27 protein-coding genes are annotated in these 24,111 nt (G+C 71.8%); 15 read left to right on the top strand and 12 right to left on the bottom strand.

From position 1 onward, the window contains the following. On the bottom strand, nucleotides 1-117 hold a 117-nt coding region (locus JGS39_RS15960; RefSeq protein WP_219569760.1), incomplete at its 3' end, for a DUF397 domain-containing protein. Further along, complete coding sequence (locus JGS39_RS15955; protein WP_219569753.1) at nucleotides 114-980, bottom strand: helix-turn-helix domain-containing protein; 867 nt, start codon at nucleotides 978-980, stop codon at nucleotides 114-116. The genes JGS39_RS15960 and JGS39_RS15955, both read right to left, overlap by 4 nt. Before the next feature lie 136 nt (nucleotides 981-1,116). Between JGS39_RS15955 and JGS39_RS15950 the strand changes: the two genes are divergently transcribed. The 3 genes from JGS39_RS15950 to JGS39_RS15940 are packed head-to-tail and all read left to right on the top strand — an operon-like array spanning nucleotide 1,117 to nucleotide 3,492. After that, nucleotides 1,117-1,551, top strand: coding sequence for an ATP-binding protein (locus tag JGS39_RS15950; protein WP_219569752.1), 435 nt, complete (start codon nucleotides 1,117-1,119; stop codon nucleotides 1,549-1,551). A 52-nt stretch (nucleotides 1,552-1,603) separates the two neighbouring features. After that, complete coding sequence (locus JGS39_RS15945) at nucleotides 1,604-2,227, top strand: DUF4333 domain-containing protein (RefSeq protein WP_219569751.1); 624 nt, start codon at nucleotides 1,604-1,606, stop codon at nucleotides 2,225-2,227. Nucleotides 2,228-2,286: 59 nt separating this feature from the next. After that, a complete protein-coding gene (locus JGS39_RS15940) occupies nucleotides 2,287-3,492 on the top strand; it encodes a serine/threonine-protein kinase (protein WP_219569759.1) in 1,206 nt (401 codons plus the stop codon). 48 nt (nucleotides 3,493-3,540) lie between these two features. Here the strand turns inward: JGS39_RS15940 and JGS39_RS15935 are convergent, their stop codons facing one another. The 3 genes from JGS39_RS15935 to JGS39_RS15925 form a co-directional block, all read right to left on the bottom strand. Further along, nucleotides 3,541-3,891: a hypothetical protein gene (locus JGS39_RS15935; RefSeq protein ID WP_236063737.1), complete on the bottom strand. Its 351-nt coding sequence runs from the start codon at nucleotides 3,889-3,891 to the stop codon at nucleotides 3,541-3,543. 104 nt (nucleotides 3,892-3,995) lie between these two features. After that, entirely contained in the window at nucleotides 3,996-4,451 is a 456-nt protein-coding gene (locus tag JGS39_RS15930; RefSeq protein WP_219569750.1) for a VOC family protein, read from the bottom strand. A 71-nt stretch (nucleotides 4,452-4,522) separates the two neighbouring features. After that, on the bottom strand, nucleotides 4,523-5,101 hold the full coding sequence (locus JGS39_RS15925; RefSeq protein ID WP_219569749.1) for a dienelactone hydrolase family protein: 579 nt from the start codon (nucleotides 5,099-5,101) through the stop codon (nucleotides 4,523-4,525). A gap of 72 nt (nucleotides 5,102-5,173) precedes the next feature. Here JGS39_RS15925 and JGS39_RS15920 point away from each other — a divergent pair, with 72 nt between their 5' ends. Further along, on the top strand, nucleotides 5,174-5,767 hold the full coding sequence (locus JGS39_RS15920; RefSeq protein ID WP_219569748.1) for an ArsR/SmtB family transcription factor: 594 nt from the start codon (nucleotides 5,174-5,176) through the stop codon (nucleotides 5,765-5,767). A 31-nt stretch (nucleotides 5,768-5,798) separates the two neighbouring features. Here JGS39_RS15920 and JGS39_RS15915 read toward each other — a convergent pair whose 3' ends face one another. The 3 genes from JGS39_RS15915 to JGS39_RS15905 are packed head-to-tail and all read right to left on the bottom strand — an operon-like array spanning nucleotide 5,799 to nucleotide 8,319. Continuing rightward, nucleotides 5,799-6,893 carry a sensor histidine kinase gene (locus JGS39_RS15915; protein WP_219569747.1) on the bottom strand — a complete coding sequence of 365 codons (1,095 nt, stop codon included), beginning with the start codon at nucleotides 6,891-6,893 and terminating at the stop codon, nucleotides 5,799-5,801. Further along, nucleotides 6,886-7,605: a response regulator transcription factor gene (locus JGS39_RS15910; protein WP_219569746.1), complete on the bottom strand. Its 720-nt coding sequence runs from the start codon at nucleotides 7,603-7,605 to the stop codon at nucleotides 6,886-6,888. The genes JGS39_RS15915 and JGS39_RS15910 overlap by 8 nt, the downstream gene beginning before the upstream one ends. A gap of 9 nt (nucleotides 7,606-7,614) precedes the next feature. Continuing rightward, nucleotides 7,615-8,319, bottom strand: coding sequence for a VanZ family protein (locus tag JGS39_RS15905; RefSeq protein WP_219569745.1), 705 nt, complete (start codon nucleotides 8,317-8,319; stop codon nucleotides 7,615-7,617). A gap of 120 nt (nucleotides 8,320-8,439) precedes the next feature. Here JGS39_RS15905 and JGS39_RS15900 point away from each other — a divergent pair, with 120 nt between their 5' ends. From JGS39_RS15900 to JGS39_RS15890, 3 genes are all read left to right on the top strand, one after another. After that, nucleotides 8,440-9,096: a maleylpyruvate isomerase N-terminal domain-containing protein gene (locus JGS39_RS15900; protein WP_219569744.1), complete on the top strand. Its 657-nt coding sequence runs from the start codon at nucleotides 8,440-8,442 to the stop codon at nucleotides 9,094-9,096. A gap of 355 nt (nucleotides 9,097-9,451) precedes the next feature. Then, nucleotides 9,452-10,063 carry a TetR/AcrR family transcriptional regulator gene (locus JGS39_RS15895; RefSeq protein ID WP_219569743.1) on the top strand — a complete coding sequence of 204 codons (612 nt, stop codon included), beginning with the start codon at nucleotides 9,452-9,454 and terminating at the stop codon, nucleotides 10,061-10,063. 49 nt (nucleotides 10,064-10,112) lie between these two features. Then, nucleotides 10,113-10,712, top strand: a complete 600-nt coding sequence (locus JGS39_RS15890; protein ID WP_219569742.1) for an SRPBCC domain-containing protein — start codon at nucleotides 10,113-10,115, stop codon at nucleotides 10,710-10,712. Between the two features lie 34 nt (nucleotides 10,713-10,746). Here the strand turns inward: JGS39_RS15890 and JGS39_RS15885 are convergent, their stop codons facing one another. After that, a complete protein-coding gene (locus tag JGS39_RS15885; RefSeq protein WP_236063736.1) occupies nucleotides 10,747-11,490 on the bottom strand; it encodes a GntR family transcriptional regulator in 744 nt (247 codons plus the stop codon). A gap of 174 nt (nucleotides 11,491-11,664) precedes the next feature. On the opposite strand from JGS39_RS15885, the gene JGS39_RS15880 reads away from it, so the two are divergent. Genes JGS39_RS15880 through iolD form a run of 6 tightly spaced genes read left to right on the top strand, consistent with a single transcriptional unit; the run spans nucleotide 11,665 to nucleotide 18,060 of the window. Next, the gene (locus JGS39_RS15880) at nucleotides 11,665-12,663 is read left to right on the top strand and encodes a Gfo/Idh/MocA family protein (RefSeq protein ID WP_219569741.1); all 999 of its coding nucleotides are present in this window, start codon (nucleotides 11,665-11,667) and stop codon (nucleotides 12,661-12,663) included. After that, a complete protein-coding gene (locus JGS39_RS15875) occupies nucleotides 12,660-13,520 on the top strand; it encodes a TIM barrel protein (protein WP_236063735.1) in 861 nt (286 codons plus the stop codon). The genes JGS39_RS15880 and JGS39_RS15875 overlap by 4 nt, the downstream gene beginning before the upstream one ends. Nucleotides 13,521-13,552: 32 nt before the next feature. After that, on the top strand, nucleotides 13,553-14,497 hold the full coding sequence (gene iolC / locus JGS39_RS15870) for a 5-dehydro-2-deoxygluconokinase (RefSeq protein WP_219569756.1): 945 nt from the start codon (nucleotides 13,553-13,555) through the stop codon (nucleotides 14,495-14,497). Then, on the top strand, nucleotides 14,490-15,365 hold the full coding sequence (locus JGS39_RS15865; protein ID WP_236063734.1) for a Cgl0159 family (beta/alpha)8-fold protein: 876 nt from the start codon (nucleotides 14,490-14,492) through the stop codon (nucleotides 15,363-15,365). The genes iolC and JGS39_RS15865 overlap by 8 nt, the downstream gene beginning before the upstream one ends. Before the next feature lie 11 nt (nucleotides 15,366-15,376). Then, nucleotides 15,377-16,207 (top strand): 5-deoxy-glucuronate isomerase, encoded by an 831-nt coding sequence (gene iolB / locus JGS39_RS15860; RefSeq protein ID WP_219569740.1) that lies wholly within the window; start codon nucleotides 15,377-15,379, stop codon nucleotides 16,205-16,207. Further along, nucleotides 16,204-18,060, top strand: a complete 1,857-nt coding sequence (gene iolD / locus JGS39_RS15855) for a 3D-(3,5/4)-trihydroxycyclohexane-1,2-dione acylhydrolase (decyclizing) (protein WP_219569739.1) — start codon at nucleotides 16,204-16,206, stop codon at nucleotides 18,058-18,060. The genes iolB and iolD overlap by 4 nt, the downstream gene beginning before the upstream one ends. A gap of 57 nt (nucleotides 18,061-18,117) precedes the next feature. On the opposite strand, the gene JGS39_RS15850 is transcribed toward iolD, so the two are convergent. Further along, the gene (locus JGS39_RS15850) at nucleotides 18,118-18,804 is read right to left on the bottom strand and encodes an HAD family hydrolase (protein ID WP_219569754.1); all 687 of its coding nucleotides are present in this window, start codon (nucleotides 18,802-18,804) and stop codon (nucleotides 18,118-18,120) included. Nucleotides 18,805-18,920: 116 nt separating this feature from the next. Between JGS39_RS15850 and JGS39_RS15845 the strand changes: the two genes are divergently transcribed. Next, on the top strand, nucleotides 18,921-21,503 hold the full coding sequence (locus JGS39_RS15845; protein ID WP_219569738.1) for a bifunctional FO biosynthesis protein CofGH: 2,583 nt from the start codon (nucleotides 18,921-18,923) through the stop codon (nucleotides 21,501-21,503). A gap of 207 nt (nucleotides 21,504-21,710) precedes the next feature. Further along, entirely contained in the window at nucleotides 21,711-21,962 is a 252-nt protein-coding gene (locus tag JGS39_RS15840) for a hypothetical protein (protein ID WP_219569737.1), read from the top strand. A 33-nt stretch (nucleotides 21,963-21,995) separates the two neighbouring features. On the opposite strand, the gene JGS39_RS15835 is transcribed toward JGS39_RS15840, so the two are convergent. Then, nucleotides 21,996-22,934 carry an SDR family oxidoreductase gene (locus JGS39_RS15835; RefSeq protein ID WP_219569736.1) on the bottom strand — a complete coding sequence of 313 codons (939 nt, stop codon included), beginning with the start codon at nucleotides 22,932-22,934 and terminating at the stop codon, nucleotides 21,996-21,998. A 200-nt stretch (nucleotides 22,935-23,134) separates the two neighbouring features. Continuing rightward, nucleotides 23,135-24,111: tyrosine-protein phosphatase (locus tag JGS39_RS15830; protein ID WP_219569735.1), on the bottom strand; the 977-nt coding region annotated here is incomplete at its 5' end.

Genomic DNA, 24,111 nt, shown 5'->3' with positions numbered 1-24,111 from the left:
GAGGTTCTTGGAGTCGCGGATGTGGACGGTGGCGGGGGAGGTGGATACCTCGATGCAGGCTCCGCCTTCGCCGCCGCTGTAGCTGCTCTTGAACCAGTGCAGTTGCTCGGTTTTCATACCTCTCCCAGCATCTTCTCGATCAGCGTCAGGGACTCCCTCGGGGTGAGAGCCTGCGCCCGCATGATCCCATAGCGTTCGTTGACCAGCCGGACTTCATCGGGGTCAGTGATCAGGCGTGCGTGGCCTTGGACCTCGGTGTACGCGACTTCCTTTCGACCTCTGGGCGTCAGCAGGATGAAGGGCCCGTCCAGGTTTGGGTGCTCTTCAGCGGACGTGGGCATCACCTGAAGTTCGACGTTGCGCATGCGACCTGTATGGAGAAGCCGTCGTAACTGGCCGATGTGGGCCGTGCGTCCGCCGATTGGCCGCTGAAGTGCGGCCTCTTCGAGCACGTAACTGAAGGTTGGCAGGGGCCAGCGTTCGAAGACCTGTTGCCGGGCAAGCCGATCCGCCACGCGCTTCTCGATGGTTTCCTCATCCAGCAGTGGCCGTCGTTGAGTGAAGAGCGCACGCGCATACTCCTCGGTCTGGAGCAGTCCCGGCACAGCCTGGTTGCTGTAGTCGTGCAGCGCGACCGCCTCCGCCTCAGCCCGGGCATAGTCCCGGAACCAGTCCGGATGCCGCGTCCGCGACCGTGCCAACGCCTCCCGCACCTCATCCGCGGCTGCCGACAGCACCCCGCCCGCGTCGAGCACCTGGTCTACCCGCTCAAGAAAGTCCGGCTGAGGCGTCCGTACGCCCCGCTCCACCGCCGACACCAGGTCCTCCCCGCAGTGGGCGGCCAGGCCCAGCTCCCGCTGGCTCGTGCCCGCGCGCTCGCGCAGGACCTTGATCTGTCTGCCCAGCGCCCTGAACAGGTGTGCCGTACCGTCCGACTCGGCCGGCCGCTCCGGCCGTTCTTCGCGCTCCGCGTGCGCCATCTGTCCCGTACCGCCTCTGGTCCGTACCCGGTCACGGCCGACAGCCCGTACAGCCGCCGGGGAGGACCCGTACAGCTTCACGGCGTCGTGGTGTCACTCCTGGTCAGCGTACGAGTACGCGGACACGCTGAGTCACATGAACGCTGAAATCACCCTCGCGGGAACCGAGTTCGTCCAACGCTTCACCGCCACCCGCCGTGGCGCACGGCTGGCACGCCGGCTCGCCGTGCACCAGCTGGACGAGTGGGGAGTTCCGTACGGGAGTGAGCTGTCCGACGACGTGGCGGTGATCGTGGCCGAGCTGGTGGCGAACGCGGTGGTGCACGGGTACGTACCGGGGCGGGACTTCGAGCTGCGGTTGCAGGCTCTCGGCGCGGGCGGGGTCCGGATCGAGGTGTCGGACGCGCGGGGTGAACGGCGGCCGGAGATGTGCGAGGAGCAGGCCGGTGCGGAAGCGGGGCACGGCCTCCGTCTGGTCGAGGCGCTGGCGGCGAAGTGGGGCGTGGCCGAGCGGGTGGTCGGGAAGACGGTGTGGGCGGAGATCGGCCGGAACCAGGAACCGGGGCGGTGATTTTGCGCGTCGCGTAGCTTGGCATGAATAGTTCATGACCTAGGAGACCCCCATGCAGCAGTCCACCGGAAGCCGTATCGCCGTGCGAGCAGCGGGGGCGCTGCTGGCGGTGGCTTTCGCGGCGGGGTGTTCGGCGAGTGTGGGCTCGAAGGAAGTGAGCAAGGACGAGGTCGCCAAGCAGGCCTCGGCGGCCCTGGGCAAGCAGGTCGGCCGGGAGCCCGACGACGTCACCTGCGAGGACGACCTCAAGGCCGAGGTGGGTGCGACCATACGGTGTGAGCTCACCGATGGCGGCACGAAGCAGGGCATGACGGTCACCGCCAAGTCGGTCGACGGCGACAAGGTCAAGATGGACTTCAAGGTCGACGAGGCTGCGGGCGCGGGCAGCTCCGCGGATGAGCCCACCGACGCGGCGAGCACCGGCACCGACACCGGGGGTCAGTCCGTGAACAGGGCCGAGGTCGCCCGGCAGGGCAAGGCCGCGCTGACGGCCCAGGTCGGCAAGGCGCCCGACGCCTTCTCCTGCGCCGAGGACCTTCCGGCCGAGGTGGGTGCCACCATCCGCTGCCAGTTGGCGTCGGAGGGCAAGCAGTACGGCGTGACGGTGACCGCGAAGTCGGTCGTCAACGGCAAGGTCAGCATGGACTTCAAGGTGGACGACGCCGCGACCGGCTGATCCGCCCACTCGCGCCTGCGTCATACTGAGCCGCTGGAACACAGGGGGGCGTGCGGCACATGGGGTACGGGGCGGACGGTGTGGGCCTGCCGGAGAGTGTCGGCGGGTACGCCGTGGAGCGGCAGTTGGGCGCCGGAGGGATGGGCGTCGTCTATCTGGCGCGTTCACGCGGCGGGCGTGCGGTGGCCGTGAAGGTGGCGCGCTCCGAGCTGGCGACCGACCCGCACTTCCGGGAGCGGTTCCGCGCCGAGGTCGAGGCCGCGCGCAGCGTGGGAGGCTTCCACACGGCGCCCGTGGTGGACGCGGATCCGGCGGCGGCGGCGCCCTGGCTGGCCACGGCGTACATCCCCGGGCCCACACTCGGCGCGCTGATCGAGGCCGAGGGGCCGATGGGCGAGGCGGCGGTGCGGCAGCTGGGCGCGGCGCTCGCCGAGGCGCTCGCGGCGATCCACGGCTGCGGGCTGGTGCACCGCGATCTGAAGCCCGGCAACATCATCATGGCCTCGGACGGGCCGAGGGTTCTGGACTTCGGCATCGCGCGGGCGCTGGAGTCCACCCGCCTGACCGCCACCGGGGTCGCCTTCGGGACGCCCGGGTTCCTGGCGCCCGAGCAGGCTCAGGGACTCGAAGTCGGCGGCGCGGCCGATGTGTTCGCGCTCGGGGCCGTGCTCGTCGCGGCGGCCGGTGGAGCCGCGTTCGGGGCGGGTACGCCGATGGGGCTGATGTACCGGTCGGTGCACGAGGCGCCGGATCTGGGCGTGGTGCCGGACGGACTGCGGCCCGTCGTGGCGTCGTGCCTGGCCAAGGAGCCCGGCGAACGTCCGACGCCGGAAGCGCTGTTGGACCTGTTCGCGCCGGGTGGAGCGACATACTCCCCGACAGTGGCGGTACCGCCTCCGCCCTCGTACGCACCGGCCGCCGCCGACGCAGCCGTCCCGTTCCACCAGGCTCCGACCGGTTTCGGGCCGCCGAACTACGTGGAGCCCTCCACCCGGGCCGACGTGGACTTCATGGCGGTCAGCGCGGACAGCTTCCTTCTGGTCGACGCGGCAGGGGTCGAGCTGGGATCGCCGCTCGGTGAAGTGCGGTTCACCTGGGCCGACATCAGCACGGTCGAGTACGCGGCGACGAGCCCTAAGCACCTGGGGGTGACCGTCCGCCTGCGCAACGGTGCCGCCTACCCGTGCGTGATCGCCGCCCGGAGGCGGGCCCGCCTGCGGGAGTGGCTGGAGGACCTGCCGCTGATCCTGGAGTACTTCAGGTAGCGCCGAGCGCCTCGTCCACGTACCGCATGTGCGTGGGATCGCAGGCGATCAGGATGTCGGCCTGTCCGTCGCGGCATTGGGCGAGCTGCCAGTACGAGGGGATGGTGCGCGGATCCGTCCGCTCCCGCGTATCCGCTGCACTGCGATCCGCTCGGCGGGCAGGACGCTGCGCCGGAGCTCCTTCACCTCGGTGGGCGACACGTGCAGCGCGGTCCGGGAGGCGGAGAGGAAGACGGGTACCGGCCGACAGTACGGACGGTCGCCCAGGACGTACGCCTGGAAGGTCACCTCACCGCCGTTCGCGAAGGCGCGCTCCTGGGATCGTTCCCGGCGCCGCCGCCCGGGCAGCCCCGGGGTCAGGAACTGGTCGACGACGAAGGAGATCAGGAACGTGATCACCTCTGCGAGACCTCCAACGGCGGCAAGCGATCACGCCCGGCCTGCGTGACGGTGTCTGATCATTCTGCCTGGCCGGGCCGTGACCCGCGCGGGCTCAACAGCCTTCAGACGACGTCGAATTCGTTGCCCTCGGGGTCCTGCATGGCGGCGGCGAAGAACTCCATGTCCGGCTCCTCCCTGATCTGAAGCAGGGTGGCGCCGACTGCGACCAGCCGCTCCGCCGTGGCCCTGACCCGCTGGGCGCGGACCTCCACCGGGACGTCGCGGCCCCCGCCGACCTTCAGGTCGAAGTGCCACCGGTTCTTGGTGGTCTTCGGCTCCGGAACCCGCTGGAACCAGACCCTCGGGCCCTGCCCCGCAGGGTCGATGATCGACTCCGGGATGTCCCCGGCACCGGCCGGCAACTCCTCCTCGGGCACCCCCATCGCCTCCCAGTACGCACGCCACGTGGCGTTCCCGGCCGGCGGAGGCTCAGGGACGTAGCCCAGGGCCTCGGCCCAGAAGGCCACCATCCTCTGCGGATCGGAGCAGTCAATCGTCAGTTGCACGGTCATCTCCATCCTCGGAGCATCCCAGGCAGGTCTGACACAGACGATGCCGCTTCGCGGCAGGCCCGGCCGAGTCGGAGGCCCTAGCGCAGGCCGTTCAGGAACGCGACGGCCCGCCCGGTCAGCAGCTCCGCCGCGGCCCGGTCGTAGGACGGCAGCGAGGAGTCCACGAACAGGTGCTGCTTGCCGGAGTAGAGGAACAGCTCGGCCCCGTCGGTGGCGGCGGTCAGCTCCCTGGCGGCGTCGAGGTCGCCCTCGTCGGCGAAGAACGGGTCACCGTCCATCCCGTGCACCTGCACCGGGACGCCGGCCGGCCAGGCTTCGGCGAACTCGGACACGGGCATGCAGGCGTCGACGAGCAGGGCGCCCTTGGCGCCGGGACGGGTCTGGGCCAGGCGCTGGGCCGGCATGACGCCGAGGGAGAAGCCCACATAGACGACGTCGTCGGCGAGCGACTGGGCAGCGGTGATCCCGCGCTCCATGACGGTGCCGAACCCCGTCCGGCTCGCGTAGCCGATGCCTTCCTCCAGGGTCTCGAAGGTGTGCCCCTCATAGAGGTCCGGCACGTGAACGGTGTGGCCTGCCCGGCGGAGTTCGGCCGCGAAGGCCTCCACCCCGGGGGTCAGCCCCTGCGCGTGATGGAACAGCACAACCTCGGCCATCGTCTGCCCGCCTTCATCTCGCTGAACGATCCAAAGTTTTGGAACAATCGGCGATGCTAGTCTATTCGAATTATGTCGAGCAATACTCCGGACTACGAACTCGACGAGACGATCGAGCTCACCACCGCCGAGCAGGTGCGGGCCATCGGCGACCCCCTGCGCACCACCCTCCTGGGTCTGCTGCACGAGCGTGCCGCGACGGTCACCGAGCTCGCCGCCGCGGTCAAGCGGCCGAAGAGCACCGTCGCGCATCATGTCGGGGTCCTGACCAAGGCCGGTCTTCTGCGCGTGGTGCGGACCCGCAGGGTCCGGGCGATCGAGGAGCGCTACTACGGCCGTACCGCGCGGATGTTCTTCGTCGGCCTCGGCAGGCAGTCCACCGACGGACAACTGCCGCCCGACTTCAACGACTTCGAGGTGGCGGCGAGGGAGTCGGCCCCGGCCTACGAGCGCGGGCAGCTGCGTGGGTTCCTCCGGCGGGCCCGGATCTCCGACGAGCAGGCGGCAGCGTTCTGGGAGCGCATCGAGCAGGTGATCCACGAGTTCGACAAACTGCCGCGTACCGGTGACACCGTCCACGGGTTCGCCGTCGGTGTCTATCCGATCCCCGACCACCCGACCCTGCCGCCGGCCTCGCCCACCTCGCCCACCGGAGAACAGGACTGACGTCTCCGCTCGCCCCTCCCCTCCGCCCCGATCAGCCGGCTGCCCGAGGCCCGGTGCCGGGAAGCCGGACCGTGACGAGGAGACCGCCCGCGGGGCGGGCGACGAGGTCGAGGGTTCCGGCGTGGGCGCGGACGATGCTGTGCACGATGGCCAGGCCGAGCCCGGCGCCCGCGTGTTCGTCCGTGCGTACGCGTTCCGTACCGCGCTGGAAGGGTTCGGTCAGGGTCGCTACGAGTTCCGGGGGAAGCCTGCGGCCCGTGTTCTCGACCCGCAGCACGCTCGTGTCGCCGCGCGCCTCGGTGTGGACCGTCACGGTGCCGACCGTGGGCAGGTTGTGGACGACGGCGTTCTGGACGAGGTTCGTCACCATCCGCAGCAAAAGCTCCGCGGAGCCGCTGGTCCGGGCCGCCGTGCCGGTGACGGCGAGGGTGATCCGGCGGCCTTCGGCGAGGGGGAGCAGCGTTTCGGCAGCTTCCTCGGTGAGGAGGGAGAGGTCGACGCTCTCCCTCGTGAAGGTGGAGCGCTCGCCGCGGCTGAGGAGCAGGAGCGCCTCGGTGAGGTCGATCGCCCGTGTGTTGACCTCGTGCAGGCGGTCGATGAGTTCGTCCCGGTCCCGCGTGGGGTCCTTGCGGGCGACGTCGAGGAGGGTGCGCGAGATCGCCAGCGGGGTGCGCAGTTCGTGGGAGGCGTTCGCGGCGAACCGTTGTTGCTCGGCGACGTGGGACTCGAGTTGTCCGAGCATCGTGTCGAACGTGTCGGAGAGCTCCCGGAACTCGTCCTGGCGGCCCTCCATGCGGATCCGGTGGGACAGCGACCCGGACCCGGCGCGCCGTGCCGCCTCCGTGATCTGCGTGAGCGGCGCGAGCATCCGGCCTGCCAGGAACCATCCCCCTACGAGGCCGAACACGAGCAGCGCCGCCATCGCGATGGCCGCGGGCGGCGCGAACGTGCGGATGAGGAGGTAGCGGTTGGGTGAGATCCCGAGAAGACCCTGCGAATTGTCGGGTACGTAGCGCAGCAGGTAGACCCACACCACGGCCAGCAGGAGGCCGCCGGCGACTGCGAGGAACGCGGCGTAGCTGAGGGTGAGTTTCAGCCGGACGCTGGGCCCCGGGCGTCTACGCATGGGGGCTGCCGGAGGCGGGGGCGGCGGTGCCGGTGTCCGTGGTGGTGCCCGTGCCGGTGCCGATCCGGTAGCCGACGCCGGGCACCGTCGCGATGAGCCACGGTTCGCCGAGCCGTTTGCGCAGGGCGGAGACGGTGATGCGTACGGCGTTGGTGAACGGGTCCGCGTTCTCGTCCCAGGCCCGTTCCAGCAGTTCCTCCGCGCTGACGATGCCGCCCTCGGCGGCGACGAGGACCTCCAGCACGGCGAACTGCTTACGGGTCAGTGCGACGTACCGGCCGTCGCGGAAGACCTCGCGGCGGAACGGGTCCAGCCGCAGGCCGGCGATCTCGCGGACCGGGGGTCTGGCGTACGCGCGCCTGCGGTCGAGCGCCCTCAGCCGCAGGACCAGCTCCCGCAGCTCGAACGGCTTGGTGAGGTAGTCGTCGGCGCCGAGCCCGAACCCGGACGCCTTGTCGTCGATCCGGTCGGCCGCGGTCAGCATGAGGATCGGGATGCCGCTGCCGGAGGCGACGATGCGTCGGGCGACCTCGTCACCGGAGGGGCCGGGGATGTCGCGGTCGAGGACCGCGAGGTCGTAGGAGTTGACGCTGAGCAGTTCCAGGGCGGAGTCGCCGTCGCCCGCGATGTCGGCGGCGATCGCCTCCAGCCGAAGACCGTCACGGACGGCCTCGGCCAGGTAGGGCTCGTCCTCCACGATCAGTACGCGCATGTGCGAAGCCTAGGGCCGGCCGGCCATTGCGGGCCGAGGACGGTCCGTGGGCGCCTGCGCCGCCGTACGCCACCAGTGGCGGGACGCCAGCCCGGCCAGTACCGCGCCGGTGGTGTTGACCAGGACGTCGTCCACGGAGGACACCCGGTCCAGCCGGAAGACGTACTGCGCGATCTCGACGAGCGCCGAGCAGCCCGCCCCGAGCGCCAGGATCCGCGGCACGGACGCCAGCGCCGCGAACCGCATCGGGGCGAAGAAGCCCAGCGACGCGAAGACCAGCAGGTTGCCGGCGATCCCGAGCGGCCCCATCGTGACCAGGTCGCGCAGCGGCACCAGGCTCACCGCGCCGGCTTCTGTGCCGGGCTCGGCCCCCGGCATCATGGTCATCCACAGGAACGGCATCGTCCCGTGGACCATGCCCACCTCGGCCAGCGACATCCGCCACGGCGAGGTCCCGTCGGCGCCGCGCCGGCTCCGTGCCAGCACCCACACCACGAGCAGGGACACCGGCAGCGCGACCAGCGTCATGAGCACGAGGCCGTTGAACGTGTCGTAACAGCCGTGCCACCGCCCCGCCATGCAGCGCGGCGCGGCCATCGTGAGCATCCGCCGCATGGGGAACACGGCGACCGCCAGGGCGACGACCGCGAGGCCGGTGAGCACGAACCCGCGCACGCGACGGGGCGGCGCGGGCAGGGTGGCGTTGTGGTTCATGGACCCCATTGGAGACGGGGTGCGGTTGCGGGGGCGTATGCGGTTTTCGATACGCCCGCGATACACGGAATCCCGGCGGAGGGAAGGAGCGTCGGAGCCGGGCGCTGCTAGCTTGCGGCGATGGACCTCTTCTCCCACACATGGGCAGCGCTCCGTGCCGCGGTCGCCGGGCTTCCGGACGAGGACTTCGTCCGCCCGTCCGGCTGTATCGGCTGGCTCGTACGGGACCTGGTGTGCCATCTGGTCATCGACGCCCAGGACGTCCTGATCACGCTCGCCACGCCCGTCGCTTCGGAGCCGACGCGCGACGCGGTCACCTACTGGGAGGTCTCCACCACGCCGCCGACCGGCGACGACCCGCTCGACGCGCTGACCGTGCGTCTGGCGGCGGCGTACGAGGAGCCGTGGCTGCTCAGGTTCCACCTCGACGACGTGGGGTCGGCCGCGGGCCGGGCGGCGGTCCTCGCGGATCCCACGGGCCGGGTCGGCACCCGCGACGAGGTGTTCACGGTCGACGAGTACCTCACCACGTACGTCCTGGAATGGACGCTGCACCACCTCGACCTCATCGCCCACCTCCCGGACGCGGCGGACCCGCCGCCGGAGGGCCTCGCCCGCTCGCGTGCGCTCCTGGAGTCGATCGCCGGGGCGGCGTTCCCCGCCTCGCTGTCCGACCGGGACGCCCTGCTCATCGGCACCGGGCGGCGTGCTCCGACAGAGGCGGAGACGGCCCGACTCGGCAGCCTGGCAACGCGGCTGCCGCTCTTCCTCGGCTGACGGCCCTTGCGTGACCGTGCGGTGACGGTCAACCGACGCGGCCCACGTGAATCAATCACGATCACGGTGACCTGGGCGTCCCGAGTCTCGTACATCACGCGGTAGCGGCCGGCGTGGACCCGTCGCGGTGTGGGGGAGCCATACGGTGTGGAGCCTTCGGGGAACGGGTTCCCTGCGAGCAGGTGGACCGCGTCCGTCAGGAGCCGCAAGCCGTCAGGGTCGTCGTCGAGGAACCGGGCCGACTGTTCTGTTCTGTGTCCTTCCGGGTGCGTCTTTCCGCTACGGCTGTTGCGTAATGCCTTGGGTGGCGCTACTTTCGTTTTACGAAACGGTCGTAGCGATAAGGGGTGGGTTCATGGAACCGGCAGTCCGGCGCGGCCGCCCGCGCAGCGAGGCGGCGGACGCCCGCATCAACGGCGCGGCCCTGGAGTTGCTGCTCGAACGCGGCTACGACGCCTTCTCGGTCGACGAAGTGGCGGTGAAGGCCGGGGTCGCCAAGACCACGCTCTACCGGCGCTGGCCCACCAAGGACCACCTCGTCGTCGCCGTCGTGGCGCGGATGCAGGACGAGGTCCCCGTCGAGTACCGGGGCGACGTGCGCGCCGATCTCACGCGCTACCTCAACGCGATCGTCGACGGCCTCGACCGGATGCGGCTCGCCGGGCGACCCGCGGCGTCCGGCGACGCGTCCGCCGGGCTCGTCGCCGAGGTCGCCGCCGCCGCCGCGCGCCACGCGGACATCGGCTCCGCCGTGCAGGCCATGTTCGTCCGGCGCAACGCCCTCGTGCTCCGGCTCATCGAAGAGGCCCGGGACGCGGGGGAGTTGTGCGAGGACGTCGAGCCCGAGGTGCTCTTCGACCAGTTGGCCGGTGCTCTGTACTACCGGCTGCTCATCACCGGCCGCCCCATCGGCACCGCGTACGTCGACCGGCTCGTGACCAGTGTGCTGCGGGGCGCCGCCGCCTGAGGCGGGCCGGACCCGGACCGCGTAAACCCTGACGAGAGGAAGTACGACGATGACCGCCGCCTTACCGTCCACGCCGACCGGCACACCCCCCGCCCCCGTTCCCGCCCGGCGTCGCAGGCGCCGCGTACTCCTCGGGGCCGGTGCGGCGCTCGTCGCCCTGCTCGGCGGGTACACGGCGTGGAGCAATACCCACCCCGTCCGGCTGACCGCCTCCATCGAGATCGAGGCGTCGTCCGACGAGGTCTGGCAGGTGCTGACCGACCTGTCCGCCTATCCGCAGTGGAACCCGTTCATCACCTCGACGCAGGTGACGTCGGAGGGTGGTCGCCTCGAAGAGGGCGCGACCCTGCGCAACGTGATGCACGACAGGACCGGGGACACCGTCTTCAGCCCGGAACTCCTGACCGTGGATCCGGGCCGGGAGCTGCGGTGGATCGGGAAGATGGGGCCCGGCTGGATCGCGGACGGGGAGCACCGGTTCGTGATCGAGGAGGTCGGGGGCGGCCGGGTCCGCCTCACGCAGAGCGAGTCCTTCACCGGGGTCGCCGTGCCTTTCGCGGAGGGGATGCTCAGGGCCGACACGCTCCCGCAGTTCCGTGCGATGAACGAGGCCCTGGCCCGGCGGGTCGAGGCGGTGGCGCGGGAGTGACGCACGCGCCGGTTCCCGCAGTCCGGCGGGGTGTTCAGTGCGCGGTCAGCGTCATCTCGAAGGAGTACCGCGACGCCCGGTAGAGGTGCGACCCGAACTCAACCGGGCGGCCCGCGTCGCCCAGGACCGTGCGCTCCATGGTGAGCAGCGTGCCGCTGCGGCCCTCGCCCAGCAGCCGGGCCTCCGCCGCCGTGGCCCTGCGCGCCCCGATGTTCTGACGGGCGGTGCGCAGGGAGATGCCGGCCCGTCGCAGCAGTTCGTAGAGGCCGTGCGTGGTGAGGTCGTCCTCGGCCAGCGTCACCAGGCCGGCCGGCAGGTGGTTCTGCATCACGGCTATGGGTTCGTCGTTCGCGTAACGCAGCCTGCGCAGTGCCACCGTGGGGGTGCCGGGTTCGAGTTCGAGCGCGGCCGCCACGGGGCCCGCGGCGGGCACGGTCTGCATGGACAGCACCTCGGTGCGGGGGCGGCGGTCGTCGCGCTTGAGGTCCTCGAAGAGGCTGGTCAGCTCGACCTGCCTGCGTACGCGGTTGTTGACGACCTGCGTGCCCACGCCGCGCTTGCGCGCGAGGAGTCCCTTGTCGACGAGATGCTGCATGGCCTGACGCATCGTCGGGCGGGAGAGGCCGAGCTTGTCCGCCAGGGCGATCTCGTTCTCCAGGCGGGTTCCCGGCGCCAGCGTGCCGGACTCGATGAGCTGCTGGAGCTGCTGCGCGACCTGGAAGTACAACGGAACCGGACTGCTGCGGTCGATGCTTATCAGCCTGGTGATCGATTCCATGGGAACTCCTCGATACGTGGTACCAGGCGCTCAGTATGACGCACCGTTCGGCAGAAGTTCTGAACGTGCATATGTCAGAACAAATGCTTGACGCATTGTGAGTGCCACGGCTACAAATCGGGGATACGGATCAGGGACAGCATCCACTCCTCCTCGAACCGGAGGCATTCGCGCATGCGCATCGGACTCATCGGTACCGGCCGGATCGGCGCGTTCCACGCCGAGACCCTGATCGGACTGCCCGCCGTGAAGCGGGTCGTCCTCCACGACGCCGTCGAACGCCAGGCCCACGAACTGGCCGTCAAACTCGGTGCCGAGCACGCCCCCGACCTCGACGGCCTCCTGGGCTCCGGCCTGGACGGAATCGTCATCGCCGCCGCCACCGCCGCCCACGCGGACCTCGTACGGGCCGCGGCAGCGGCCGGAGTGCCCGTCTTCTGCGAGAAGCCGATCGCCGGCACCCTCGACGGGACCCGCGCCCTGCTGGCCGAGCTCGACGGCACCCACGTCCCGCTCCAGGTCGGCTTCCAGCGCCGCTTCGACGCCGGCTACACCGCGCTGCGCGACGCCGTGGCCGCCGGTGAACTGGGCTGGCTCCACACGATCCGGGCCTGCACCGCCGACCCGGCGCCGCCACCGGCCGGCTACCTGCCCGCCTCGGGCGGCATCTTCCGGGACTGCGCCGTGCACGACTTCGACATCGTGCGCTGGGTCACCGGGCGCGAGGTCGTCGAGGTCAGCGCCACCGGCTCCAACCGCGGCGACTCCTGCTTCACCGCCGCCGGTGACGTGGACACCGCCGTCACCGTTCTCACGCTCGACGACGGCACCCTCGTGACGTGCACCGCGACCCGCTACAACGGCGCCGGTTACGACGTACGGATGGAAGTGGCCGGCTCCACCGGCACCCTGGCCACCGGCCTGGACCCGCACGCCCCGCTCCGCTTCACCGCCGGCGGTCCACAGCCCGGGGCCGTCTCGCACGACGGGTTCCTCAGCCGCTTCCGCGACGCGTACGTCGCCGAGCTGACCGCCTTCACCGAAGTCGCCGCGGGCACCCGCCCCAGCCCCTGCACCGGCGACGACGCGCTCGCGGCCCTGCTGATCGCCGAGGCCGCCGACCTTTCGTGCCGCACCGGCCGTCCCGTACGAGTAGAGGAGGCGGGCCGATGATCCGCGTAGCCGGAGCACCCATCTCCTGGGGCGTGTGCGAAGTCCCCGGCTGGGGACACCAGATGGCACCCGGGCGGGTGCTGGCGGAGATGGCCGCCGCCGGGCTCGCCGCGACCGAGTTCGGGCCCGACGGCTTCCTGCCGCAGGACCCGGACGCCCGCGCGGAACTGCTCGCCGGGCACGGGCTGGCCGCCGTCGGCGGATTCGTGCCCGTCGTCCTCCACGACCCCGGCCGCGACCCGCTGCCCGAGGTCCGGCACGCCCTGGCCGGATTCGGGTCCGCCCGGACCCTGGTCCTGGCCGCCGCCACCGGGACCGACGGCTACGACGCCCGGCCCGAACTCTCCGCACGGGAGTGGGACGCCCTGCTGGCCAACCTCGACCGGATCGCCGCCCACGCCCGTGCCGAAGGCGTCACCGCCACGCTGCACCCGCACATCGGCACGATGGTCGAGGGCCCGGACGAGGTCGAGCGCGTCCTCAACGGCAGCGCCGTCCCGCTGTGCCTGGACACCGGCCACCTGCTGGCCGGCGGCAACGACCCCGTGGACCTGGCCCGCCGGGCCGCCGACCGCATCGCCCACGTGCATCTCAAGGACGTCGACGCGTCGCTCGCCGCCCGCGTCCGGGCCGGGGACGTCACGTACACGGAAGCCGTCCGGACGGGCCTCTACCAGCCGCTCGGCCAGGGCGACGTGGACATCTCCGCGATCACGACGGCCCTGGACGCGGCCGGCTACACCGGGTGGTACGTCCTCGAACAGGACACCGTCCTGGACTCCGAACCCGCGCCCGGCGAAGGCCCCCTGGCCGACGTGGTGGCCTCGCTCGCCCATCTGCGCAAGGTGACGTCGTGACAGCCCGGGCCGGTGTTCCTGAGGTACTGGTCATGGGGCGGCTCGGCGTGGACCTCTACCCGCTCCAGCAGGGCGTGGGCCTGGCCGACGTCGAGACCTTCGGCAAGCACCTGGGCGGCAGCGCGGCGAACGTCTCCGTCGCCGCCGCCCGGCACGGCCGCCGCACCGCCCTGATCAGCCGCACCGGACAGGATCCCTTCGGCGACTACCTCATGGCCGAGCTGGGCCGTTACGGAGTCGACGCGGCCAGGGTCCATCCCGTCGCGGGCCCCCCGACACCGGTCACCTTCTGCGAGGTCTTCCCGCCCGACGACTTCCCCATCTGGTTCTACCGCCCGCCCGGCACCCCGGACCTCCGGATCCGCACCGAGGAACTGGACCTGGACGAGGTCCGCGCGGCCGGACTGCTCTGGGTCACCGGCACCGGTCTTTCCGCCGAACCCAGCGCGGCCGCCCACCTCGCCGCACTGACCGCCCGTGACCGGTCGGGCATCACCGTGCTCGACCTGGACTACCGGCCCGGGCTCTGGCCCTCCCCGCAAGCCGCCGGACCCGCACTGCGGGCCGCCCTCGCGGGGGCCACCGTGGCCGTAGGCAACCTCGACGAGTGCGAGGCGGCCGTCGGCGAACGCGATCCGGACGCCGCAGCCGACGCCCTGCTCGCCACCGGCATCGAACTGGCCGTGGTCAAGCAAGGGCCCGCGGGGGTGCTGGCACGCACCGCCACCGAGCGCGTCGTGGTCGCCCCCCACCCCGTCCGCGTCGTCAACGGCCTCGGAGCGGGCGACGCCTTCGGCGGCGCCCTGTGCCACGGCCTGCTCGCGGGCTGGCCACTCGAGCGGACCCTCCGCTTCGCCAACGCCGCAGGCGCCTTCGTCGCGGGGCGGCTCTTCTGCGCCCCCGACATGCCGACTACCCCACAGGTGGAGGACATGATGGAACACGCCCACACCCCCGAAGCGGCACCGCATGCGTGACGGAGCGCTGCGGAACCTGATGGAGACCCGGGCCCGGCGGCCCGAGGCGATCCTGGAGGCGGCCCGGCGCCGCAGCCGGCGCCCGATGATTCAGCCCTCCGGCCGGCTGATGCTGGTGGCCGCGGACCATCCGGCCCGCGGCGCCCTCGCCGTCCGGGGCCGGAGCGACGCCATGGCGAACCGCTCGGAACTCCTCGACCGCCTGCTGACCGCGCTGGAACGCCCGCGTGTGGACGGCGTGCTCGGCACCCCCGACGTACTCGAGGACCTGCTGCTGCTCGGCGCCCTTGAGGACAAGGTCGTCATCGGCTCGATGAACCGCGGCGGCGTACCCGAGACCGTCTTCGAGATGGACGACCGGTTCACCGCCTACGACGCGGCCGCGATCGAGGAGATGGGCTTCAACGCCGGGAAGATGCTCCTGCGCATCGATCCGACCGACGCCGCCACCGCCTCCACCCTGGCGGGCTGCGCGGACGCCGTCTCCGCACTCGCGGACCACCGGCTGACGGCCCTGGTCGAACCGTTCTGGGTCAGGCGCGGGCCGGACGGGCGAGCCGTCAACGACCTTCGTCCCGAAGCCATGATGCGCGCGCTGTCCATCGCCCAGGGCCTCGGCCGCACCTCCGCCTACACCTGGCTGAAGGTTCCGGTCGTCGACCACATGGAGGCGGTGATGGAGGCGTCGACGCTTCCCTCGCTGCTGCTCGGCGGGGACCCTCCGGGCACCCCCGACGAGACGTACGCCTCCTGGGAGAAGGCGCTCCGGCTCCCCACCGTGCGCGGCCTGGTCGTCGGCCGGTCGCTGCTCTACCCGCCCGACGACGACGTGGCCGCAGCGGTGGACACCGCCGTCGGCCTGCTGTGAGAGGAGACGCCATGGACGGCCATCAGCCCGCGGGCAGCACCGCACACGGCCCCTGGACCGTGGACACCGGCATGCGGCACACCGGACTCCGAGTACTGGAGCTCGCCCCCGGCGGCTCGCAGTCGTTCGGCACGCAGGAACGCGAGGTGATCGTGCTGCCGCTTTCCGGCTCCTGCTCCGTACGCTGCGGTGCCGAGGAGTTCGAACTGGCCGGGCGCCCCGCCGTCTTCGAGGGCGTGAGCGACTTCGCGTACGTCCCCCGGCGCAGCGACGCCGTCCTCAGCAGCCCCGGCGGCGGCCGCTTCGCGCTGGCGAGCGGTACGGCCCGGCGGGACCTGCCGTTCCGCCGCGGCGCCGCCGAGGAGGTTCCGGTCGAGACGCGCGGCGCGGGCTCCTGTCTGCGTCGGATCCACAACCTGGCCGCCGCCGGCGGCTTCGCCTGCGACCGGCTGATCGTGGTGGAGGTCCTCACCCCGGACGGGAACTGGTCCAGCTATCCGCCGCACAAGCACGACGAGCACACCGCGACCGAGTCGGAGCTGGAAGAGGTCTACTACTTCGAGATCGGCCGCGGCGGCTTCGGCCACCACCGGCTCGGCGGCAGCCCGCCCGGCCCCGCCGGCGAGACGGCCGAAGTCCGCACCGGTGACGTCGTGCTGGTCCCGGACGGCTGGCACGGCCCCTCGGCCGCCCTGCCCGGCTACCCCATGTACTACCTCAACGTGATGGCCGGCCCGCACGACGAACGCGCCTGGCGCATCACCGACGACCCGGCGCACGCCTGGATCCGTGAGACCTGGAGCTCCACGCCGGCCACATCCTCCGCGGAAGGGACCTCATGATCCGGCTGACCGTCGCCCAGGCGCTGGTGCGCTTCCTGGTCGCCCAGCACACCGAACGGGACGGGGAGAGCCGGCGCCTGTTCGCCGGCTGCTTCGGCATCTTCGGGCACGGCAACGTCGCCGGGCTGGGCCAGGCGCTGTGGGAGAACCGCGACCTGACGTACTACCAGGCCCGCAACGAGCAGGCGATGGTGCACACCGCCGCCGCGTACGCCCGGATGTCCGACCGGCTCTCGACGTTCGCCTGCACCTCCTCGGTCGGCCCCGGGGCCACCAACATGATCACCGCCGCCGCCGGAGCCACCATCAACCGGCTCCCCGTGCTGCTCCTGCCCGGCGACACCTTCGCCACCCGCGTCGCCGAACCGGTGCTCCAGCAGCTGGAGATGCCGTGGGCGGGCGATGTGACGGTCAACGACGCCTTCCGGCCGGTCTCCCGGTACTTCGACCGGATCGCGCGTCCCGAGCAGCTGATCGGCGCCGCCCTGGCCGCCGCACGCACGCTCACCGACCCGGTGGACACCGGCGCGGTGACGCTCGCGCTGCCCCAGGACGTGCAGGCGGAGGCCTTCGACTGGCCGGAGGAGTTCCTGGCTCACCGCGTCTGGCGCATCGACCGGCCGGCCCCGCAGACCGAGGTGCTGGCCGACGCCGTCCGGATGATCCGGGACGCCCGCCGCCCGCTCGTCGTGGCCGGCGGCGGCGTCGTCTACGCGGGCGCCACCGAGGCCCTGGACGCCTTCGCCCGCGCCACCGGAATCCCGGTCGCGGAGACCCAGGCGGGCAAGGGCTCGCTGCGGCACGGCCACCCGTGCGCGGCCGGCGCCGTCGGACACACCGGCACGACGGCGGCCGACGCGCTGGCCCGCGAGGCCGACCTGGTGATCGGCATCGGCACCCGCTACAGCGACTTCACGACCGCCTCGCACACCCAGTTCGCCGACCCCGGCGTCCGGTTCCTCAACATCAACGTCGCCCGGCCGGACGCGGTCAAGCACGCCGGACTGGCGATGGTCGCCGACGCCCGTACCGCCCTGGAGGCGCTGACCGCCGCGCTCGCGGGCTGGCAGGTGCCCCAGGAACACCGCGCGCGGACCGTCGCCCTGGCCCGCGACTGGGACGCGGCCGTGGACGCCGCCCACCACCTGGGCCACACCCCGAAACCGGCCCAGTCCGAGGTGGTCGGCGCGGTCAACGAGGCGGCCGGCGAGGACGGTGTGGTGATCTGCGCGGCCGGATCGCTCCCGGGCGACCTGCACAAGCTCTGGCGGTCGGCGGACCCGAAGCAGTACCACGTCGAGTACGGGTACTCCTGCATGGGTTACGAGATCGCCGGCGGGCTCGGCGTGAAGCTCGCCGCCCCGGAGCGCGAGGTCTTCGTCATGGTGGGCGACGGCTCCTACCTGATGATGGCGCAGGAACTGGTGACGGCCGTCGCCGAAGGGGTCAAGCTCATCGTGGTCCTGGTCCAGAACCACGGGTACGCGTCGATCGGGGCGCTCTCCGAGACGGTCGGCGCACCGCGCTTCGGCACCTGGTACCGCTATCGCGACGCGGACAGCGGGGCGCTGGAGGGCGACCGGCTGCCCGTCGACCTGGCGGCCAACGCGGCGAGCCTGGGCGCGGACGTCCTGCGGGTCGCCACGATCGCCGAACTCCGCAAAGCACTTGCAGAGGCCCGGGCCTCGGACCGGTGCACGGTGATCCACATCGAGACGGACCCGATGGTGCCCGCACCGTCCTCCGGGGCCTGGTGGGACGTGCCGGTCGCGGAGGTCTCCGACACCCCGGAGACGAGGGCCGCCCGGGAGGCGTACGTGAAGGCGAAGTCGGAGCAGCGGCCGTACCTCTGAGCGATTCCGCTGCGGCCGGTCCCCCCGCCCGCAGCGGGTTCGGCCCGTACGGTCCGGCTACAGCGCCCGCAACGCCCGCGGGCGCGGTGGTTCCGGAGCGTCCGGTGCCTTGTTCAGGAGGGCCGGGAGCTCCGTCAGCGTGTTGATGCGGAAGTCGGCGGTCTCCACCACGTCCGGGTGGTCCGCCCACCAGTACCCGCACGCGCCCCGCCGGATGTGCGCCGCCCGCAGCCCGGAGGACTTGGCCGGGAACAGGTCGCCCGCCGGATGGTCGCCCACGTACAGCGTCGACCGCGGGTCCGCACCGGACACCTCCAGGACGCGGGCGAAGAACTCCGGGTCCGGCTTGGCGACGCCCCACTCGTCCGAGGTGACCACCAGGTCCGCGGGCAGGTCCAGCGCCCGCAGCAGTTCCCCGGCCCGCACCGTCCCGTTGCCCGCGACCACCACCCGTGCACCCAGCGAACGCAGTTCGGCCAGCGCCGGGCGGACGTCCGGGTAGAGGTCCGACTCGTCCAGGTGCTCGCCGCGCCCGGCGGCGGCGCGTGCGTGCGAGGCCTCGGCGACGTCCATGTCGGGGCGCAGCATGCTCAGCGCGTCCGCGCTGTCCCGGCCCTGGACGACCGCGGCCCCGACCAGCGCACTCAGCGTGTGCGGCGGGACGCCGAGCCAGTTGGCCCAGGACGCCCAGTAGCGGTCGTCGCGGACGAGTGTCTCGCCGATGTCGAAGACGATCGTTTCCATCACCGGGCCGAGCCTACGGGTCGAGGACCCTTGTGCGGCCGAGGCGCCAGGGGCGTGGGTGACCTGCGGGAGATCCGGCCGGTCACCGGCCGGCTACTCGCTCGTATGCTCGGTTCATGACCGATCCTCAGCGCGGACGCCCCACCACCAACTCCATGCGACGTGCCCTCAAGCGTGCCAGAGACGGTGTCGCCCTCGACGTGGCCGAGGCCGCCGTCCTGCTCCAGGCGCGCGGCGACGATCTGACGGATCTCGCCGCCTCCGCCGCCCGGGTGCGGGACGCGGGGCTGGAGGCGGCGGGCCGGCCCGGTGTCATCACGTACTCCCGCAAGGTCTTCATCCCGCTGACCCGCCTCTGCCGCGACAAGTGCCACTACTGCACCTTCGTCACCGTCCCCGGCAAGCTCCGGCGCGAGGGCCACGGCATGTTCCTCTCCCCGGACGAGGTCCTCACCATCGCCCGGGAGGGCGCGGCGATGGGCTGCAAGGAAGCGCTGTTCACGCTGGGCGACCGGCCGGAGGACCGCTGGCCCGAGGCCCGGGAGTGGCTGGAGGCCGAGGGGTACGACGACACCCTCGCGTACGTACGCGCCATGGCGATCCGCGTCCTGGAGGAGACCGGTCTCCTCCCGCACCTCAACCCCGGCGTGATGACCTGGACCGACCTCCAGCGCCTCAAGCCCGTCGCCCCGTCCATGGGCATGATGCTGGAGACGACCGCGACCCGCCTGTGGTCCGAGCCCGGCGGCCCGCACCACGGCTCCCCGGACAAGGAACCGGCAGTCCGCCTGCGCGTACTCGAAGACGCCGGGCGCTCCAACGTCCCCTTCACCACCGGCATCCTCATCGGCATCGGCGAGTCGTACGAGGAGCGCGCCGACTCCCTCTTCGAGCTGCGCAGGACCGCCCGCGCCTACCACGGCATCCAGGAGGTCATCGTCCAGAACTTCCGCGCCAAGCCCGACACGGCGATGCGCGCCATGCCGGACGCGGAGCTGGAGGAGCTGGCCGCCGCCATCGCCGTCGCCCGCCACATCCTCGGCCCGTCGGCCCGCATCCAGGCCCCGCCGAACCTCGTCGACGCGGAGTACGCGCTGATCGTCGGCGCCGGGATCGACGACTGGGGCGGCGTCTCCCCGCTCACCCCGGACCATGTGAACCCCGAGCGCCCCTGGCCGCACATCGACGAACTCGCCGCGAGGACCGCCGAAGTCGGCTTCGAGCTCCGCGAACGCCTGACCATCTACCCGGAGTTCATCCAGCGCGGCGAGCCCTGGCTCGACCCCCGCCTGCTCCCGCACGTCCGCGCACTCGCCGACCCGGAGACCGGACTCGCGAAGGAGGGGGCGATCCCCGCCGGTCTGCCCTGGCAGGAGCCCGACGAGGGCTTCAACGCCTCCGGCCGCACCGACCTGCACCGCACCATCGACACCGAGGGCCGCACCGGCGACCGCCGCGACGACTTCGACGAGGTGTACGGGGACTGGGAGGCGCTGCGTGAGGCCGCGGTGCCCGGTATGGTCCCGTCCCGCATCGACACCGATGTGAAGGGCGCGCTCAGCCAGGCCGCCGACGACCCGACGAAGCTGACCGACGCCCAGGCGCTCACCCTGCTGCACGCGGACGGACCGGCCCTGGACGAACTCTGCCGGATCGCGGACACCCTGCGCCGTGACGTCGTCGGCGACGACGTCACGTACATCGTCACGCGCAACATCAACTTCACCAACGTCTGCTACACCGGCTGCCGCTTCTGCGCCTTCGCCCAGCGGCGCACCGACGCCGACGCGTACACCCTGTCCCTGGACCAGGTCGCCGACCGGGCCGCGCAGGCCTGGGACGTCGGCGCGGTCGAGGTCTGCATGCAGGGCGGCATCCACCCCGACCTGCCCGGCACCGCGTACTTCGACATCGCGCGGGCGGTGAAGGAACGCGTGCCCGGCATGCACGTCCACGCCTTCTCCCCGATGGAGGTCGTCAACGGCGCGACCCGCACCGGCATGTCGATCCGCGACTGGCTGCTCGCCGCGAAGGAGGCCGGGCTCGGCTCCATCCCCGGTACGGCGGCGGAGATCCTGGACGACGAGGTCCGCTGGATCCTCACCAAGGGCAAGCTGCCGACGGCGGAGTGGCTGGAGGTCATCAGGACCGCCCACGAGGTGGGCCTGCGCTCCTCCTCCACGATGATGTACGGCCACGTCGACCAGCCCCGCCACTGGCTGGGCCACCTGCGCACCCTCGCCAACCTCCAGCAGGAGACTGGCGGCTTCACGGAGTTCGTGACGCTGCCCTTCATCCACACCAACGCCCCTGTCTACCTGGCCGGCATCGCCCGCCCCGGCCCCACCGACCGCGACAACCGGGCCGTCACCGCGATGGCCCGCCTGCTGCTGCACCCGCACATCACCAACATCCAGACCAGCTGGGTGAAGCTGGGCACGGAAGGCGCGGCGGAGATGCTCCGCTCGGGCGCGAACGACCTGGGCGGCACGCTGATGGAGGAGACCATCTCCCGTATGGCCGGTTCGAGTTACGGCTCGTACAAGTCCGTCCAGGACCTGATCGCCGTGGCCGACGCCGCCGGCCGCCCGGCGAAGCCGCGTACGACGCTGTACGGGGAGGTGCCGCAGGAGCGGGTGACGGCGGCGGCCGCCTCGGACGGGCATCTGCCGGAGCTGCTGCCGGTGTTGCCGCAGTAACGGGGCACGGACCGCCTTCGGAGTCCGGTGGCCGGGCTCCGAAGGCGGTCTGTTGCTACGCGCTTTCGCATCGCGCCACTCGGAGGGGTGACCCTCCTTCGGTAGCGCATCCGCGCCACTCCGATCGGCATATGCTCCCGGCAAGAAGGAGCCGCACAGGGCCTGGGCAGCCGCCCGGCCGCGCAACAGTGGAGGAACCTGGTGGCCGTGGACCTTTCTTTCTATAAGTCCGCCATCTCCGAAGAGATCCGGGACGAAGGCCGTTCGGAAGGCCGTTCGGAAGGCCGTGCCGAGGGCATCGCGCAGGGCATCCTGCTCTTCCTCGCCCGGTCGGGCGTCGACGTACCGGACGAGGCGCGCGAGCGGATCACCACCTGCGGCGATCCCGACACCCTGAACCGCTGGCTCCTGCGGGCACCCGCCGCCCAGTCAGTCGAGGACGTCTTCGCCGAGGAGTAGGCGCCCCCCCCTGGCGCCCACTCGATCCAACGGTTACCGGTATCCCGTCGCGTCCGCCGGCTTCCCCGCGGCGTCGACCTCGACCAGGTAGCGCCAGCAGTCCGGGCGGGAGCCGTCCAGGTCGGTGAAGCCGTACTCCTGGGCGAGCTGCCCGCTGGACAGCGACCGGCCGTTCCGGCGTGCGAGGCCGGCGTCCCCGGCCAGGGCGGCGACGGCGCGCCCCACGTACGACGGGCTCTCCGAAATGCAGAAGTGCGGCACCGTGGCCAGCGCGTCGCGCCAGTTCTCCTCGGCCACACCGAAGGCGTCCAGCATCATCTCCGAACGCAGCCAGCCCGGGGTGAGCGCCACGGCCGTCCCGCCGTGCGGCTTCAGCTCGTGCGCCTGCACGAACGCCATGCGCAGCACGCTGTTCTTGACCAGGTCGTAGAAGTAGGAGTTGCGATAGTTCGCGCTGTTGTAGGCGGCTGTCCCGTCGGTCATCTCGACCACGAGCCCGCCCGGCCGCCGGACCAGCAGCGGCAGCAGGAAGTGGCTGGTGATCGCGTGCGTTTCCACGCCCAGCCGGAGCAGCCGCAGCCCGTCGTCGAGGTCGTGCTCCCACACCGGCTTGTCGAACGCGAACAGCCGCTCGCCGCCCCAGATGTCGTTGACGAGCACGTCCAGCCGCCCCTGCTCGGCGTCGATGCGCTCGGCCAGCACGCGGACCTCGTCGGGTACCAGGTGGTCGGTCGGCACCGCGATGCCGGTTCCGCCGGCGGCGTTGACCAGTTCCGCGGTCTCCTCGATCGTCTCGGGCCTGTCGTACTCGGAGCGCCGCTCCCGAGTCGTGCGGCCGGTGACGTAGACGGTCGCGCCCGCCGCGCCGAGCTGGACGGCGATGCCGCGCCCGGCCCCGCGGGTGGCCCCCGCCACCAGGGCGATCTTTCCGTGGAGAGCCGGTGCCGGTGCCGGTGCCGAGGTGTCGGGCATGCGTCCCCTTGAGGTTCGTGGTTGCCTGTTCCGTCCCGGTCCACGCAGGCCGGGAACCGGTGGCCCCATGCTGGACGCGATACCGGACACCGTGTGTCTTATTTCTTCGTGTCTCTTCACGCGGTCCGACGCGGGCACGGCGCTGCCCCGCACCGGGAGAGATCCGGTACGGGGCAGCGTGGTGCGAGGAGCGCTTGGCGTCAGCCGACCAGCAGGTCCCGCTTCAGTGCGCGGACATCCTTGGCGTCCAGTCCGAGCGCCTGCTTCTCGTACGCGCCGAACGAGCCGAACGTCTCGGAGATCTCCTGGAACCCGGAGTTCAGGTACGCGGGCCGGACATCGAGCAGCGGCTTGTACACCGCGGCCTGCGCGGCCGGCATCGAGGCGAGGGCCGCCGCGTTCGCCTCGGCACGGTAGTCGTTGGAGGCCAGGTAGTCGGCCATCACGGTGGAGCGCGGGACCCCGAGGGCCGTCAGCAGGGCGGCGTTCGCCCAGCCCGTGCGGTCCTTGCCCGCCGTGCAGTGGAAGACGACACCGCGGGCGCTGTCGTCGCCTATGCCGGAGAACACGGTGCGGTAGGCCTTCTTGGCGGTGGCTCCGCTGACCATGAACTTCTCGCCGTCGACCATCATGGCCTCGGCCTCGGCCGCGGTGGCCGGCATCGCGGTGAACGTCGGAGATCCCGCCAGCACATCCGCGACGACATGGGTCGCACCGGCCGGGACCCGGTCCGGGGCGGCGGCGCGCTCCGACTCCATGCGCAGGTCGAAGACCGTGGTGACGGAGAGCCGCCGCAGCTTCGCCAGATCGGCGGGCGTCAGCTTGTCGAGGGCGTCCGAGCGGTAGATCTCGCCCATCTTCACCCAGTGGCCGTCCGAGGTGCGGTAGCCGCCCGCATCGCGGAAGTTGACGGCGCCCTGGAGCCGGATCAGCCGGTCGGCGAGGTGCAGCGAGCCGCCGCGCTCGGGGACCAGATCGAACCACTGACGGTCGGCGGCGGGCAGCCCGCGCACGGTGACCCTGCCGGCGGAACCACCGGAGGCGACGGTACGGCCGTTGGCCCGGACGGCGACGTGACGGAGGCCGGGGGCCTTCCACTCCACGGTGTACGAACCGTTGTCGTGCGCTGTCACCGTCGCAGCGGTGAACGGGATGCGTCCGTGGGAGGAGGCGGGGC

The organism is Streptomyces poriferorum (assembly GCF_019399235.1).
Classification (GTDB): Bacteria; Actinomycetota; Actinomycetes; order Streptomycetales; family Streptomycetaceae; genus Streptomyces; species Streptomyces poriferorum.
The sequence above is the reverse complement of the archived record's forward strand: the minus strand, read 5'-3'. Positions and strand labels throughout refer to the sequence as shown.